Genomic DNA, 15,177 nt, shown 5'->3' with positions numbered 1-15,177 from the left:
CGAAAGATCCCCGTGACACTCGCCGACGCTTCCCAGACCTCCACGAAATTCCCACGTATCCCACTGATCGACACGCTGCGCGGCGTCGCGCTGGTGGCGATGGCAACCTACCACTTCACCTGGGACCTGGAGTTCTTCGGTTACCTTGAGCCCGGAACGGCAACCCAAGGCTTCTTTCGCATCTATGCTCGGTGCATTGCCAGCAGTTTCCTGTTTTTGGCCGGTGTCAGCCTCGTGCTTGCCCACTACCCGGTGATCCGCTGGTCTTCCTTCTGGAAACGCTTTGCGGTGGTGGCAGGTGCAGCGCTCTTGATCACCATTGCGACACTCATCGCCGTCCCGAACGAGTGGATCTATTTCGGCATCCTGCACAACATCGCCCTGTCCAGCGTCGTGGGATTGGCGTTCCTGCGCGCGCCCATTGCACTAACGGCGGCCTGCGTTCTTCTGGTGATCATCCTGATGGTTGCCGACAGCAGTTTTGCACCAGGCTTCCTCCACTCCGCAGTGTTGGACACGCGATGGCTGAGCTGGCTCGGTTTTGCAGCCATCCCGCCCCGGTCGAATGATTACGTGCCGCTGTTTCCCTGGGTTGCCGCTTTGCTGGCTGGCATTGCCGTCACGCGGCTGGCGCTGTCACGCAACTGGCTGCCCCGGCTTGCAGCCGTTCAGCAACGGACAAATATCCTGTCGAAGGCCGGCCGCCATAGCCTGGCGATCTACCTGTTGCACCAGCCGGTGCTGATTGCATTTGTTTATCTGTTCTCGCTGGTGTCGCCAGCCCCGGTGCCGGATCCACGTACGACCTATGCCCGCAGCTGCGAGGCCGGCTGCCTGCAACAGGGCAATGATGCGAAAATCTGCGAGAACTTCTGCGGCTGCACCACAGACCAGCTGGCGTCACAATCGCTGCTCACTCCGCTTCTCCAGGGAAGCATCAAGCTGGAGGACGACCGCGTGCAGATGATCGCGCAGGAGTGCTCGGCGATCGCCCAGCCGCAGGAATAACTCTACAGATTGGTGGGGATCAGGTGCCGACGCCGATTTCCGCGAGGCGCGTGAGGCAGGCTTCTTCGGCCGTGTCCAGCTCGCTCAGCGTCTCGTCAATGTCCCGACGCTTCTGGCGCAGCTCGTCGCGCTTTTCGTCGATGCGCTTCATCATCAGCTTCAGCTGGCCCAACTCGCCCGGTGGCTCCTTGTAGACCTGGATGATCTCGCGGATCTCGGCGATGGTGAAGCCGATACGGCGGCCCCGCAGGATTTCCTGCAGGAGACGGCGGTCAGCAGCGCGAAACAGCCGTGTGCGGCCACGCCTTTCCGGATGGATGAGGCCCTCATCCTCGTAGAAACGAAGAGTCCGAGTCGAAACCCCGAATTCCCGTGTCAGCTCCGTAATGGTATAATACTTATTCACGTTCTCGCCCTGCTTACGTGCAGGAGCCTAAGTGACTTTTACGTTCAAGTCAATTTTCAGGGTGTCACGGCAAAAGCCAGATCGTGGCCAGCCCGAGGAATGCGAAGAATCCGGTAGTGTCGGTAATGGCGGTCACGAAGACAGCAGACGACACGGCGGGATCCGCGCCGGCCCGATCCAGCAGCAGCGGAATCATGATGCCTGCCATGGCCGCCGCAAACATGTTGATGAGCATGGCGGTCGCGATCAGTCCGCCGATATGGGGATCCTGAAACCACAAGCCTGCCACCGTGCCCACAAGAACCCCGATCACGACGCCGTTGATAAGCCCGACCCCCGCTTCGCGCCGGGCCACGCGCCACGCGTTGTGGATGTCGAGATTGCGCGTCGCAAGCGCCCGCACGGTCACAGTCATCGTCTGCGAGCCGGCATTGCCGCCCATGCCGGCAACGATCGGCATCAGAATCGCCAGTGCGACGACTTCCTCGATCGTTGCCTCGAAGAGCGAGATGACCGAGGCGGAAATGAAGGCAGTGAACAGGTTGACGAGCAGCCAGGGAATGCGTGACCGCGACGTCTGCTTCACGGAGTCGGACAGTTCTTCGTCACCCACGCCGGAGAGGCGCATGATATCCTCTTCCGCCTCTTCCTGGATGACGTCCACGACATCGTCGATCGTCAGCACGCCGACGAGGCGACCGTTGTTGTCGATGACGGCGGCGGAGAGAAGGTCGTATTGCTCGAAAAGCTGCGCGGCCTCTTCCTGGTCCATGTCCGCGGGAACCGGATAGTTGGTTTCCCGCATGATCGCCTCGATCTTCACCCCGCGCTTGGTGCGCAGGATCTTGTCGAGATAGACTACGCCGAGCAGCTTGAAGGTCGGGTCGACGACAAAGATCTGCGTAAAGCTTTCCGGCAGGTCCGCTTCTTCGCGCATGTAGTCAATCGTCTGCCCCACCGTCCAGAACGGCGGCACGGCGACAAACTCCGTCTGCATGCGGCGCCCGGCTGACTGCTCGGGATAATCCAGCGCCCGGCGCAGCCGCACCCGCTCGGTAAACGGCAGTTGCGCGAGGATCTCTTCGCGATCCTCCTGGTCGAGGTCTTCTAGAATGTAGACGGCGTCATCCGAATCAAGATCGCCGATTGCTGCTGCGATCTGCGCATTCGGCATCTGGTCGACGATTTCCATGCGGATCGCTTCGTCGACCTCGGTCAGCGCCGTCAGGTCGAAATCGTCGCCCAGCAGCCGAACAAGCGCCAGACGCTGTTCGGGCGGAATCGATTCCAGCAGGTCGCCAAGCTCGGACTCATGCAGGCGCGCCACATGCTTGCGCAGGAAAGACGTATCGGCATCGGCGATGGCCGCACCAACGGCGGCAAGGAAATCGCCCCGGATAGAGCCGTTTTCGGCGTAGATGTCGGCAGTTGCCTCATCAAGCTTGGTGCGGGGGCGAATGTCTTCACCGGTATCGCTCATCTGCCGCCCTCGCCGTTTGACGTTCACTGGAACACCTGGGACAGGACCGGCCACGACGCAAACGACTCTGCCGGACCCACCCTATCAACCGTCTGCTAAAACAATCGGTTGGAGGCGTCCAGCCAAGAACCTAATTCCGCAGCTTGAGCCACCAAGCCCCCGCCGGGTAAATGTCTGGCGAAAAGATCTCAAAGAGGCTGCCATGACCGTACTTCCGCTGGTGAAATATCCCGATCCACGACTTTCACAACCCTGCGACGCCGTGACGACCTTCGATGACGAACTATCAAGATTCGCGCATGACCTGCTGGACACGATGCGGGCTGCCCCCGGCGTCGGCATCACGGCGGCGCACGTCGGGGTGCTGCAGCGCCTCGTCGTGCTTGAGCTGTCGGCGGAGATGGGACCGCGCTTCTACGTTAATCCCGAACTTCTCGATGCCTCTGCGCAGATCATGCGCCACATGGAAGGCAGTGTCTCGATGCCGGGCGCGACCGAAGAGGTGGAGCGTCCGCGGCGGATCCGCTTTCGCTACCAGGATCTGAAGGGCGAGACGCACGAGGAGGAGGCGCAGGACTTCTACGCCATCTGCATGCAGCACGAGATCGACCAACTGAACGGTATCTTCTGGCTGAAGCGCCTCTCGCGGTTGAAACGCGACCGCGTCATCCGCAAGTGGGAAAAGGGAAAATCGTGAGCCTCCCCAGAACCAAAACCCGCTTCGTCCGTTGTTTCTCCACAGACGCGTCAGGCCCGCCCTGACCGGTAACGCGGTGCCTACTCCAGCCAGTTGAAACGCTCGGGGACACACCGGACATACGACAGGAGACAGACATGCCAGCCAAGCGCAACGTCGACGAGATCAACAGGGAAGAAGACTTCCGCGATTACGACACTCGCAACATCGATCAGGGCTGGCCATACGACGACGCCAGTGGCGCCGGCGCCAAGCCGATCGAAAACGCGGCCTATGGCGACCCCAACGCCAATTTCGACGACGAGCGCAACCGCGGCTTTACCGTCGACAAGACCGAGGCCGACGGCCAGGAAGAGCGCCTTGTAGACAGCGATCGGCCGGGTACCGAGGGCCTGGAAGAATCGGACGATCTCGAAGAGCGCATCACAGACGCGATTGAGAACCTTGACCTCGTCGACATGGCGCTGATCGACATTCATGTCGAAGACGGGGTCGTGACGATCGACGGCGGCGTCGACGATGCGCAGACGTCACGCACGATCGGCCGCCACATCCAGGCCCTGCGAGGCGTCAAAAGCGTCGTCAACAACCTGCGTATCGAGGGTGTCGACGCCCGCATACCTGACGACGACTAGGCGGTTCTCACCTCGAAAGAAGGAGAGCCCTTGAGCGTATTGCCGACGGTGCAGATCTCTTCCGCAAGACGGATGATCTGCATCTTCTCGTCGACGCCGAAGTCCCCATAGATCGCGAAGTCGATCGTGAACTCCTCGATCCGGGTTGGCTCGCTTTTGGCTTTTTCGCCCGTCACATGCACCCTCACCTCGACTAGCCGATCCAGAAGTTGGAGACGGCCTGCCGCGATGCGCGCGCTCAGCACCAGGCAGGCGGCAAGTGAGGAGAACATAAGGTCGAGTGGGTTGAAGCCCGGCTCCGACGCGCCGGTGACAATGGCCAGTCCACCGCCAGTCTCGCTTGTCACCTGCGGGTGACCATGGCGGCCAACGGTGGCGGTTGCGCCGATCGGACGCGGCTTTACCTTGATGTCGACCAACTCAGCGCGGCCCCTCGTTTACAGTCGGGCCAAAGATGTCTTCGAATGCTTCGCGCAGGGGCATGTCGACATCGGCCATCATCACCGGCAGCCCGAGGTCAACAAGGCTGGTGACGCCATAGGCGCTGATTCCGCAGGGCACGATTCCGCTGAAATGCGAAAGATCCGGATCGACGTTCAACGACAGGCCGTGAAAGCTCACCCAGCGCCGCAACCGGATGCCGAACGCGGCGATCTTGTCCTCCGCCATCGAACCATCGGTAAGCGGCGGCTTTTCCGGCCGGCGCACCCATACGCCCACCCGGTCCTCGCGCCTCTCACCTTTGACGTTCATCACGTCGAGGGTGCGGATCACCAGTTCTTCCAGTGCCGCAACATAAGCGCGCACATCCTGGCGGCGGCGCTTCAGGTCAAGCATGACATAGGCCACGCGCTGGCCGGGGCCATGATAGGTATATTCGCCGCCGCGGCCGGTGGCATAAACGGGAAATCGATCCGGCTCGATGAGGTCACTCGCGTCCGCGCTCGTACCGGCGGTGTAAAGCGGCGGATGCTCGAGAAGCCAGACAAGCTCGTCCGCCCGCCCGTCGGCGATCGCCGCAACTTCCGCCTCCATCTCCGCCACCGCCTGCTCATAAGGAACCGGGCTGTCGGAGATTCTCCAGCGCACGGGCGGCGAGCCTTCCTTGGGAAACATGGTGGCGTTGAGTTCGGTGCGCGTCAGCATGGAAAATCTTCTTCTAAGGGCTGTTCAAGGGTCGAGACAGGGCGCGAATACGCCCGGTTCATATAGGGATGAAGAACCAAAAATTTTATCCCTGAAAAATCTGTCGCAGTGCACTTGTGCCCGCCAAATCCTTTTGCTACATGCTCCCCCGCCGGCGCAAGTCGGACCTACCACGATGCGGTCGTGGCGGAATTGGTAGACGCGCAGCGTTGAGGTCGCTGTGTCGCAAGACGTGGAAGTTCGAGTCTTCTCGACCGCACCAAATCAACCCGGCTTCGGCCGGGTTTTTTGTTGTTTTAGCCACCGCTGATCAACTCTGGTGCATGGGCTGTGCAAAAGGGCGGATTTTAACCTCTCGTTAATCTTGCCGTCGCCATGTTCACCTTCGCTATCACTTGTGCGGAGTACGATATGCGCGCGTCCAATACCGGCTTGCTTCTACTTGTCCCCCTCATTGCTCTCCTCCTGTTCGGCGTCTCGGTTGCGTGGGATCGCCTCGAAACCATTGATCCGACTGTGACTGGTTCGATCGGCGTCTTCGAGACCCGACCGCCCGCTCCGGTGCCCTGAGCGTCAGCCGATTTCCCGCGGGAACAAAGGGCGATGCTTCAGGTTGGTCAGCCAGACTTCTATGGAGGCGACCCCGATGAAACTGACGATCCTTGCGGCATCTGCTGTGCTTTCCATCTCGTCCACGCTGGCACTCGCGCAGGCACCGACTGACGCGCCCGCCACGCCTCCGGCCTCGCCGGCTGACGCGGAGCGACGGCCTGAAGCACCACCCGCGCCACCTGAAGACGACCGCGACGAAGGCGCCAGCGCCGACACCGCGACCTCCCGTTCCTGGCGTGAGCGCGCCGCTCGTTTTCGCATCGAGGCAGGCGGAACGGTGATCGATTTCCGGTGTGCGGAAGGCGAGCCGACCAAGGAATGTGCCGACCTGCTCATCCAGGTCCTCGATCGCCTGCGCGTCGAGCGTGGAGACGATAATGACCGGCGCAGCTACGGCCGCGATTCAGACAGTGACCGGGATGATTTCCGGCCGAGGTCACGCGACGACTTTCGCTAGAAATCAGCCAACTCTGGGCGACACAAATTTTTCTGCGCAAAGCATGGAACGATCGGCGAAGAAGATCATTATGTGCATGTCGCGAGGGCAGTCCCCCCGTCCCCCCGGTAAGAGATTCCCCCCATCTCGCGCCCTCGCGACGCCCCCTCTCAAGGTTTAATGATGCTGCAGAACGTAACCATCATCGGCGTGGCCATTGCCGCGATCTTCGTGACGGCGAATCTGGCCCAGAGCGTCCTGTTCTTCCTGCTCTAGAGCTTGAAGAAGCCGGTTGGCTGTGGTTGAACCGCTGCTCATCGAAAGCGGCTCGCCATGAATCATTCCACCCCTGAAAATCCGATCAAGGGCATGGCCCTTATGGCAAGCTGCATGGTGGTCCTTCCCGTCATGGATGCGATCGCCAAGTACATGGCGACATTCGAGGCGATGTCGCCAGGCCAGGTCACCTTCTACCGGTTCTTTTTCCAGCTCGTCTGCCTGCTGCCCCTGGCGGTGGTGACGGGTTCGGCGCTCATCCACTCCCGACGGCCATGGATGAACCTGCTGCGGGGCGTGCTGCACGCGGCGGCCAGCCTGATGTTCTTCACGGCGGTGAAATACATGCCGCTTGCGGATGTCTTCGCCATTTATTTCGTCGAACCCTTCATGCTGACGATGATGTCGGCGGTCTTCCTCGGCGACCGGGTGGGCTGGCGTCGCTGGCTCGCGATTATTGTCGGGTTTGCCGGGGCGATGATCGTCATCCAGCCGAGTTACGCGATCTTTGGCTGGACGGCGCTGCTGCCGGTGGTCTGCGCCTTCCTGTTCACGCTCTATCTCTTCCTCAACCGCGCGATTGGTGATGGCGATTCGCCGCTCGTGATGCAGACCATGGCCGGCGTCGGCGGCACCGTGTTCATGGCTGCAGCCTTGCTGGCGGGCGATGCGCAGGGGATTGTCGATTTCGAGCCCTCGCTTCCGGCGACATGGCTTGGCCTGATCCTGCTGGTCGTGCTCGGCTCACTCTCCGGCTACGTCCACCTGCTGGTGGTCCGCGCTTTCCGGCTGGCGCCTTTGTCGCTGCTGGCGCCGTTCCAGTATTTCGAGATCATCTCGGCAACAGTGCTTGGTTATGCACTCTTCGGTGATTTCCCGACTGCCTCAAAGTGGGTTGGCATCGCCATCATCGTTGGCTCGGGCCTCTTCATCATCTGGCGTGAGCGTGCCAGGGAGGCACAGGCGGCCTCTGCCTGACGCGGCGGTAAACTGGCGTTAAGCATGTCTCCGCACCGCGCCTCAACTTCTCGAGGCAGCGCTCCACATCTTGTGCTGGATGAAAATGGAGATGGAAGATGAGCGCGTTCCGCTTCTCGTTTCCGGCCTGTGTCATCGCCGGCGCAAACCGTATCTCGACCGATGAAATCCTGCTGCTGCGTAAATACACCTTTCCGGACGGTGTTCGCACGCTGGAAGACGCTCGCACGCTTCTTGCACTTGCACATTGCTGCCCGGAAGCGTCTCCGGAATGGGTGGTCTTCTTTATCGAGAGCCTAACGCGCTACCTTGTCCAAGAGACGCCGCCTGCAGGTGCGATCAGCGAAGCGGGCGCCCGGTGGCTGATGCGAAACATTTCCGATGACGGCATGGTCACGTCCGTGCTGGAACTGGAACTGCTTCTGCATGTGATGGAGGTATCCGCCGAGGTGCCGGACAGCCTCTCCGCCTTCGCGCTGGACCAGATGCGGCACGCGATCGTCTCGCGTACAGGAGCCTATGCGGTGAGCCGCCCCGACTCGCGCAGCGTCTGCATCCACGATCTTCATTATCTCTGGCGGATCTTGAGAGGCGCGCTTGTGCGCGGCCGGCTGATGTTGTCTTCCCGCGAGGCCGCCATCCTCAAGGCGATCGACCGTGCCGCTCCCATATCGGAGCATCATCCGGCATGGCGAGAAATGATGGCTCTGGTCGTGACACTCGATCGGCCGGCCGACGACTTGCGAAGCGACCGATGGCTGGAGATGGATAATCTGCCGCCTCTGGACGATGACATCGCTGCCTGAACGTCGATGGCTGCAATCCCATTGACATGATCGTCGGAACGAGTTCCAAAACGATCCATGATCGAAGAACATCCCGCTCTTTCCACCGGCTACCACGCTTTGCCTCCGGGCAAGATCGCGACCATCGTAACCTTCCTCCAAATGCACGCCAGACCCGCCGTCAGGCCGGTGCGCGACCCTGCCGCTTTTGCCTGGACACGCTGGCACCCCGCGTCGCTGGATGAGTACCGGGCGCTGTTTCGCGAGGTCGGGGAATACTGGCTGTGGGAATCGCGTCTTGTCATGTCCGATGAGAAGCTCAATGCGATCCTCTCCAATCCGCAGATCGAGCTTTATACGCTGCAGGATCAGGGGCGGCCCGTCGGCCTCGTGGAACTGGACTTTCGCGAGGAAGCGGAGTGTGAACTTGTGTTTTTTGGCCTGGTGGGTGATGCGATCGGCAAGGGCGCCGGGCGCTTCATGATGAACCAGGCTATCGAGACGGCGTGGTCGAGGCCGATCAAGCGATTCTGGGTGCATACCTGCCACCTGGATTCGCCCGAAGCACTGCCGTTCTACCAGCGCTCAGGCTTCACGCCTTATGCGCTGAAGGTCGAGGTGTTGAACGATCCGCGGCTGACGGGGCTCCTTCCCCGCAGCGCCGCGCCCAACGTTCCGGTGATCGACCCTTAAGCAAGCAAGTCGTTGTGACTGCACAATCGTCCGTTCCCGCTTGAGCCGACGCATCGGCACGTGGCAAAGTCCGCCCGAAACAAAAACAGATTCTAGAACCCTCAAGGGAGAGACACCATGGATGTCCGCGCCGCCGTCGCCGTTCAGGCTGGAAAACCGCTCGAAGTGATGACCGTGCAGCTCGAAGGGCCGCGCGCCGGCGAAGTGCTGATCGAAGTGAAGGCGACCGGCATCTGCCATACCGACGACTTCACGCTCTCGGGCGCCGACCCGGAAGGCATCTTCCCCGCCATCCTTGGCCATGAAGGCGCAGGCATTGTCGTGGATGTCGGCCCGGGCGTCACCTCGGTGAAGAAGGGCGACCACGTCATCCCGCTCTACACGCCTGAGTGCCGCGAGTGTTATTCCTGCCTGTCGCGCAAGACCAACCTCTGCACCGCGATCCGCGCTACGCAGGGCCAGGGCCTGATGCCGGACGGCACGAGCCGCTTCTCGATCGGCAAGGACAAGATCCACCATTACATGGGTTGCTCGACCTTCGCCAACTACACGGTTCTGCCGGAGATCGCGGTGGCAAAGATCAACCCCGGCGCGCCTTTCGACAAGGTCTGCTACATCGGCTGCGGCGTCACCACCGGCATCGGCGCCGTCATCAACACGGCCAAGGTCGAGATCGGATCGACGGCAATCGTGTTCGGCCTTGGCGGCATTGGCCTCAACGTGCTGCAGGGCCTGCGGCTCGCCGGTGCGGACATGATCATCGGCGTCGACATCAACCCGGACCGCAAGGCCTGGGGCGAAAAGTTCGGCATGACGCATTTCGTCAATCCGAAGGACGTGGGTGATGACATCGTGCCCTTCCTCGTCAACATGACGAAGCGCAACGGCGACACGATCGGCGGCGCCGACTACACCTTCGACTGCACCGGCAACACAAAGGTAATGCGCCAGGCGCTCGAATCCGCGCACCGCGGCTGGGGCAAGTCTGTCATCATCGGCGTTGCCGGCGCCGGGCAGGAGATCTCGACGCGTCCGTTCCAGCTGGTCACCGGCCGGCAGTGGATGGGCACAGCCTTCGGTGGCGCCCGTGGCCGCACCGACGTGCCGAAGATCGTCGACTGGTACATGCAGGGCAAGATCCAGATCGACCCGATGATCACCCACACCATGCCGCTCGAGGACATCAACAAGGGCTTCGACCTGATGCACCGGGGCGAAAGCATCCGGGGCGTCGTCGTCTATTGATGACGGCGCAGCCTTACAAGGTCGACGTGCGGAGCCTGGACGCCTTCTCCGCGCGTGACCTCTACGCCATGCTGAAGCTGCGGGTGGATGTGTTTGTGGTGGAGCAGGAATGCCCTTATCCTGAACTCGACGGAAACGACCCGCAGTGCCTGCACCTGCGCCTGCTGGATGGAACCGACCTGCTGGCCTGCGCCAGGATCTGGCGCCCGGACCCGCAGCGCCCTCCCCGCATCGGCCGCGTTGCCGTATCCCCTGTCCATCGCGGAAAGCGGCTGGGCGAAGCGCTTATGCGCGAGGCGATCGCCGAATGCGAAAAGCTTCACCCTCATGAGCCGATCGAGCTGTCGGCCCAGAGCCACCTCGTGAAGTTCTACGGATCCTTAGGCTTTGAGCCCGTGTCGGAGGAATATCTCGAGGACGGCATCCCGCACACCGACATGCGCAGGCCCGCCTCATGATCTATGTCGACGCCGATGCCTGCCCGGTCAAGCCGGAAGTGCTTAAAGTGGCCGAACGGCACGGGCTTGAAGTGACCTTCGTGGCCAACTCAGGCTTGCGACCGTCTCGCGATCCTATGGTCCACAACGTGATCGTCTCCGGCGCATTCGACGCGGCGGACGACTGGATCGCCGAACGGGCAACGACGGGCGACATCGTCATCACCGCGGACGTGCCGCTTGCGGGGCGATGCGTGGCCAAGGGAGCGCTTGTCACCGGTCCCACCGGCCGTGTGTTCGACGAGGGCAATATCGGCATGGCGACCGCCATGCGGGATCTCGGCGCTCATCTGCGCGAAACAGGCGAGAGCAAGGGTTACAACGCCGCCTTCTCTGCACGCGATCGCTCCAAATTCCTCGAAACCCTCGACCGGCTTTGCCGCCGCGCCAAGAACACCCAATCCTAGGAAGAACTCCATGAAAGTCATCTCCCAGAACACCGCCTTTGGTGGCATGCAAGGCGTCTTCCAGCACGAGTCTGAAACGTGTCACTGCGAGATGACATTCGCAGTCTTCGTTCCGCCCCAGGCGATCCACGAGCCGCGCCCGGTGCTCTGGTACCTGTCCGGCCTCACCTGCACCCATGCCAACGTCATGGAAAAGGGCGAGTATCGTCGACTGGCCGCGGAGCTCGGCCTGATCATCGTTTGCCCGGATACGAGCCCGCGCGGCAGCGATGTCGCGGATGAACTGACGAACTGGCAGATGGGCAAGGGCGCCGGCTTTTATCTCGACGCGACCGAGGCGCCCTGGGCCGAGCATTACCAGATGTACTCCTACATCACGCAGGAACTACCCGCCCTGATCGGCCAGCAGTTCCGCGCCGACATGAGCCGCCAGGGCATCTTCGGCCATTCCATGGGTGGCCACGGCGCCATGACGATCGCGCTGAAGAACCCGGATCGCTTCAAGAGCTGCTCGGCCTTCGCACCGATCGTTCAACCTTCAACGGCCGACTGGTCTGCACCTGCGCTCGAAAAATACCTCGGCGCTGACCGGACTGCATGGCGCGCCTACGACGCTTGCGCGCTCGTGGAAGATGGGGCGCGTTTTCCGGAGTTCCTCATCGACCAGGGCAAGGCGGATGGCTTCCTGGAGAACGGGCTTCGACCGTGGCTGTTCGAGGAGGCGATCAAGGACACTGGCATCGGCCTGACGCTGCGCATGCACGAGCGTTACGACCACTCCTACTACTTCATCTCGACCTTTATGGACGACCACCTGCGCTGGCATGCCGAGCGCCTGGGGTAGCTCACGGAAACAGCGCATTGACGATGGCGGGTCGTCCGGGACCATCTAGGCGAAACTCGGTGGTGATCCGGTCTGCGATCCGCTGGGCCAGCGCTCGGTCGGCGCCGGCATTGTCGAGCAGGAAAACGGATGTCCTGAATGACCCTTCGGCGATCGGGTCGCCGCTTGCGACGGCAATCACCTTGACCGTCACCTTCGCCTCGTGACGGCTGCCGATCATCAGCGGCAACCTGGAGATCTGGTCGATCCGCACCGAGATAATCGTCCGCGGCAGCATGGTCTTGCGCACCGTTGCGCGAACCGCCTCGTCCACCAGCATGTCCGTGGCGATGACCAACTCTTGTGGTACGGTCGGGCGCGCTGTCACAAACGCACCGCGAACGTCGTAAAGCAGGCTTTCGGGTGACTCACTCGCTGCCGGCATCCGGAATGCCATCAATGGCAGGACGGTCAGGGCAACCAGAACGGGACGCGATACACAACGGAGCATGGAGGAACCCGAAAACGACGGTTCCTCATGTTGTTCCAGACACGGTTAGAGAAGCTTTAAGTCCGACGCCCCAGCGCGAGAAAAACCGCGGCGGCTGCCTGCAGTTCTTCGTGCCGCTTCTCGCGTCGATGCTGGGCCTCAGCATCCGTGCCCCAATGCTCGTTGGTCCAGTCCTCGTCGAGGTGGGCTAGATCCCAGACCTCTTCAGCAGACAGGCGCCCTTCTGCAAAGGCAAGAGCAAGGATGGCCGACCCCGTCAGCGTGGTGACCGCATGGAGCGCCGCAAGCTCGACCGGGCTCTGGTACTTCCGCAGCGTCACCGAAAAGGCCGCTGTCGCATCCCGCGGCTGTTCCTGCGGCATGATGCCTTCGATCAGGATGAATCGCGCGCCGAGATCATTGGCCGCCCAATCAATGATTGGATCCCAGCGCTCGGTCTGGCGGGCAACGAGGTTGTCCGGCCCGTCGGCGCGGTAGCAGAGCATGTCGCTGGAGGAAAACCGCAGTATGTCCTCGAAGACCGGCTGCGGATCGGGCGCGATCCCATCGAGCGCCGTGTTCATGAGCCGGGTGATCGGCATGATCCGCGGGTCGATGACCTCGACCTGATTCGCCCATTCATCGCGAATGAGTTCGGCAAGCTCGGGCGTCGATGCTGTCAGGGCCTGCCGCGCGGGCGTCTTCACCGGCTTTCCATCGAGGTGAATGGCATAACCGCCATCCACTTCGGCGACCGAGACCTCCTTGTAGAAGCGCTTCGGAAGCGGCTTCTGCATCTGGATCTGGGCACGCCGGGTGGGGTCCTCGTGGCTGAGGATTTCGGACGGGTCGGGAAAAATGTCACGCATGCGTATAAACCTGCCAATGAACCTATGTGCGCCGGGTTTAACCGATCAGCGCAAGAAGCTCTCGCGGATGATGGACGATGGCGTCGGCACCGGCCTGCTTGAGTTCGTCAATGGAGGCATAACCCCAAGCCACGCCGATGGCAGTCGCGCCGGCTGCCTTTGCCATCTGCATATCGTAGATGGCGTCGCCGATAACAAGGGTTTGAGCCGGATCGACGCCGGTTTCGCTGCAACATTCCGTCACCATGGCCGGATGCGGTTTTGACGGACAATCATCAGCCGTGCGACCGACGATGAAGTACTTGTCGAAGGCGTGCGTCTCCATCACCAGTTTCAGGCCGCGCCGCGACTTGCCGGTGACAGCGCCGATCAACAGGTCGTCGCGCGGACCGATCGTATCGATGACCTCCCGGATACCGTCGAAAAGCGGCTCGCGGAAACCGAGATCCTGGCGCACGACCGAAAACAGTGACTTGTAGTAGGCCATCATCTGGACGGCCTCGTCGTCGGCATGCGGCTTGCCCTGCATACGCGCAATCGCGATATCGAGAGTGAGGCCGATGATCGACTTGGTGGCGGCAATCTCGGGCTCCGGCTTGCCGAACTGGACAAAGGTTCGGCGCATGGTTTCGTGGATCAGCGCCGCGCTGTCGACCAGCGTGCCGTCGCAATCAAAAAGAACAAGTTTCATCAGTCGTCGTCCCGCGCGCCATTTTCCATGTCGAAGCCGAGCAGGTTCCAGCTCTGGACCATGTGCGGCGGCAGCGGTGCCGTGACGCGCAGGCGCCCGCCGCTCGGATGCGGGATATCGATATGGCGCGCATGCAGGTGAAGCTTCTTCTGGATGCCACCCGGGAACGCCCAGTTCGGATCATCGTCGAAATATTTCGGATCCCCGATGATCGGATGGCCAATGTGGAGGGCATGAACGCGAAGCTGGTGCGTGCGGCCCGTGTAGGGCTCCATTTCCAGCCATGCAAGCGTCTGCGCTGCCGTCTCGAGCACGCGGTAGTAGGAGATGGCGTGGTCTGCCCCCTCCTCGCCGTGCTTGGCAATACGCATACGGTCGCCGTCCGGCGTCTGTTCCTTCACGAGCCAGGTGGACAGCTTGTCCTCGTGCTTGCGCGGCACGCCCTTCACCAGCGACCAATAGGTCTTCTTCGTGTCGCGCTCGCGGAATGCGGCCGTCAGCTTCTGCGCAGCACCCCGGGTGCGGGCGATAACGAGGACACCGGAGGTATCGCGGTCGAGCCGGTGCACGAGGCGCGGCTTTTCGCCCTTCTGGCTGACGAAGGCGTCGAGCATCTGGTCGATATGGCGCGTGACGCCGGATCCACCCTGCACCGCAAGGCCGGCAGGCTTGTTCAGCACGATCACCTTGTCGTCTTCATGAAGGATCATGCGTGACAAGAGTTCGAAGTCGCTCGAATGCTTGAGGTCCTTGCCGGCGATCGGGCCAGACTTCTTGGCATCCACGTCCATGGGCGGAACGCGGACCGTCTGGCCGGGCTGCAACCGCGCATCGGTCTTCACCCTGCCCCCATCGACGCGCACCTGGCCCGAGCGAAGCAGCTTCTGCAACGCTCCGAAGCCGAGGCCCGGATAGTGGATCTTGAACCAGCGGTCGAGACGCATCCCTGCCTCGTCCGCCTCAACGCGAACATGCTCGATGCCTGCCATCAAAGCTCTTTCTA

Annotated in this window: 20 protein-coding genes and 1 tRNA gene; 13 read left to right on the top strand and 8 right to left on the bottom strand. The window is 61.7% G+C overall.

The window, feature by feature from the left end; translation table 11 throughout:
- Window positions 1-12 precede the first annotated feature (12 nt).
- On the top strand, window positions 13-1,008 hold the full coding sequence (locus M0654_RS01930) for a heparan-alpha-glucosaminide N-acetyltransferase (protein ID WP_248681588.1): 996 nt from the start codon (window positions 13-15) through the stop codon (window positions 1,006-1,008).
- A gap of 19 nt (window positions 1,009-1,027) precedes the next feature.
- On the opposite strand, the gene M0654_RS01925 is transcribed toward M0654_RS01930, so the two are convergent.
- Both M0654_RS01925 and mgtE read right to left on the bottom strand, forming a co-directional pair.
- Window positions 1,028-1,414, bottom strand: a complete 387-nt coding sequence (locus M0654_RS01925) for a MerR family transcriptional regulator (protein ID WP_118849862.1) — start codon at window positions 1,412-1,414, stop codon at window positions 1,028-1,030.
- Window positions 1,415-1,478: 64 nt separating this feature from the next.
- Window positions 1,479-2,894 (bottom strand): magnesium transporter, encoded by a 1,416-nt coding sequence (mgtE, locus tag M0654_RS01920; RefSeq protein ID WP_248681587.1) that lies wholly within the window; start codon window positions 2,892-2,894, stop codon window positions 1,479-1,481.
- Window positions 2,895-3,096: 202 nt separating this feature from the next.
- Here mgtE and M0654_RS01915 point away from each other — a divergent pair, with 202 nt between their 5' ends.
- Window positions 3,097-3,591, top strand: coding sequence for a peptide deformylase (locus tag M0654_RS01915; protein WP_248681586.1), 495 nt, complete (start codon window positions 3,097-3,099; stop codon window positions 3,589-3,591).
- A gap of 137 nt (window positions 3,592-3,728) precedes the next feature.
- Window positions 3,729-4,226: a BON domain-containing protein gene (locus tag M0654_RS01910; protein WP_248681585.1), complete on the top strand. Its 498-nt coding sequence runs from the start codon at window positions 3,729-3,731 to the stop codon at window positions 4,224-4,226.
- Here M0654_RS01910 and M0654_RS01905 read toward each other — a convergent pair.
- Both M0654_RS01905 and lipB read right to left on the bottom strand, forming a co-directional pair.
- Complete coding sequence (locus M0654_RS01905) at window positions 4,223-4,645, bottom strand: OsmC family protein (RefSeq protein WP_248681584.1); 423 nt, start codon at window positions 4,643-4,645, stop codon at window positions 4,223-4,225. The two genes, M0654_RS01910 and M0654_RS01905, sit on opposite strands and share 4 nt — an antisense overlap.
- 1 nt (window position 4,646) lies before the next feature.
- Window positions 4,647-5,372 (bottom strand): lipoyl(octanoyl) transferase LipB, encoded by a 726-nt coding sequence (gene lipB / locus M0654_RS01900; protein ID WP_248681583.1) that lies wholly within the window; start codon window positions 5,370-5,372, stop codon window positions 4,647-4,649.
- A gap of 177 nt (window positions 5,373-5,549) precedes the next feature.
- Here lipB and M0654_RS01895 point away from each other — a divergent pair.
- The 10 genes from M0654_RS01895 to fghA all read left to right on the top strand — a co-directional run bounded on the left by M0654_RS01895 (window position 5,550) and on the right by fghA (window position 12,145).
- Window positions 5,550-5,634, top strand: a tRNA-Leu gene (locus tag M0654_RS01895).
- A 149-nt stretch (window positions 5,635-5,783) separates the two neighbouring features.
- Window positions 5,784-5,942, top strand: a complete 159-nt coding sequence (locus M0654_RS01890; protein WP_199925254.1) for a hypothetical protein — start codon at window positions 5,784-5,786, stop codon at window positions 5,940-5,942.
- Between the two features lie 76 nt (window positions 5,943-6,018).
- Window positions 6,019-6,441 (top strand): hypothetical protein, encoded by a 423-nt coding sequence (locus M0654_RS01885; protein WP_248681582.1) that lies wholly within the window; start codon window positions 6,019-6,021, stop codon window positions 6,439-6,441.
- Between the two features lie 312 nt (window positions 6,442-6,753).
- Window positions 6,754-7,674, top strand: a complete 921-nt coding sequence (locus M0654_RS01880; protein WP_248681581.1) for a DMT family transporter — start codon at window positions 6,754-6,756, stop codon at window positions 7,672-7,674.
- A gap of 98 nt (window positions 7,675-7,772) precedes the next feature.
- Complete coding sequence (locus tag M0654_RS01875) at window positions 7,773-8,480, top strand: hypothetical protein (RefSeq protein ID WP_248681580.1); 708 nt, start codon at window positions 7,773-7,775, stop codon at window positions 8,478-8,480.
- A 57-nt stretch (window positions 8,481-8,537) separates the two neighbouring features.
- Entirely contained in the window at window positions 8,538-9,152 is a 615-nt protein-coding gene (locus tag M0654_RS01870; protein ID WP_248681579.1) for a GNAT family N-acetyltransferase, read from the top strand.
- 117 nt (window positions 9,153-9,269) lie between these two features.
- Window positions 9,270-10,397, top strand: a complete 1,128-nt coding sequence (locus M0654_RS01865; RefSeq protein WP_248681578.1) for an S-(hydroxymethyl)glutathione dehydrogenase/class III alcohol dehydrogenase — start codon at window positions 9,270-9,272, stop codon at window positions 10,395-10,397.
- Window positions 10,397-10,855: a GNAT family N-acetyltransferase gene (locus M0654_RS01860; protein ID WP_118849873.1), complete on the top strand. Its 459-nt coding sequence runs from the start codon at window positions 10,397-10,399 to the stop codon at window positions 10,853-10,855. Before M0654_RS01865 ends, M0654_RS01860 begins: the two co-directional genes overlap by 1 nt.
- On the top strand, window positions 10,852-11,301 hold the full coding sequence (locus M0654_RS01855) for a YaiI/YqxD family protein (RefSeq protein WP_118849874.1): 450 nt from the start codon (window positions 10,852-10,854) through the stop codon (window positions 11,299-11,301). The genes M0654_RS01860 and M0654_RS01855 overlap by 4 nt, the downstream gene beginning before the upstream one ends.
- Window positions 11,302-11,311: 10 nt before the next feature.
- Window positions 11,312-12,145: an S-formylglutathione hydrolase gene (fghA, locus tag M0654_RS01850; protein WP_248681577.1), complete on the top strand. Its 834-nt coding sequence runs from the start codon at window positions 11,312-11,314 to the stop codon at window positions 12,143-12,145.
- A gap of 1 nt (window position 12,146) precedes the next feature.
- On the opposite strand, the gene M0654_RS01845 is transcribed toward fghA, so the two are convergent.
- Genes M0654_RS01845 through M0654_RS01830 form a run of 4 tightly spaced genes read right to left on the bottom strand, consistent with a single transcriptional unit; the run spans window position 12,147 to window position 15,163 of the window.
- Window positions 12,147-12,635, bottom strand: a complete 489-nt coding sequence (locus tag M0654_RS01845) for a hypothetical protein (RefSeq protein ID WP_248681576.1) — start codon at window positions 12,633-12,635, stop codon at window positions 12,147-12,149.
- Between the two features lie 56 nt (window positions 12,636-12,691).
- Window positions 12,692-13,483, bottom strand: a complete 792-nt coding sequence (locus M0654_RS01840) for an ATP12 family chaperone protein (RefSeq protein ID WP_248681575.1) — start codon at window positions 13,481-13,483, stop codon at window positions 12,692-12,694.
- 37 nt (window positions 13,484-13,520) lie between these two features.
- The gene (locus M0654_RS01835; RefSeq protein WP_248681574.1) at window positions 13,521-14,174 is read right to left on the bottom strand and encodes an HAD-IA family hydrolase; all 654 of its coding nucleotides are present in this window, start codon (window positions 14,172-14,174) and stop codon (window positions 13,521-13,523) included.
- Window positions 14,174-15,163 (bottom strand): RluA family pseudouridine synthase, encoded by a 990-nt coding sequence (locus tag M0654_RS01830; RefSeq protein ID WP_248681573.1) that lies wholly within the window; start codon window positions 15,161-15,163, stop codon window positions 14,174-14,176. The genes M0654_RS01835 and M0654_RS01830 overlap by 1 nt, the downstream gene beginning before the upstream one ends.
- Between the last annotated feature and the right edge of the window lie 14 nt (window positions 15,164-15,177).

Origin of the sequence: Neorhizobium turbinariae (assembly GCF_023223505.1) — a bacterium.
GTDB classification, from domain to species: Bacteria; Pseudomonadota; Alphaproteobacteria; order Rhizobiales; family Rhizobiaceae; genus Neorhizobium; species Neorhizobium turbinariae.
Note: the sequence above shows the minus strand (reverse complement) of the source record. Positions and strands in the feature narration are given on the sequence as shown.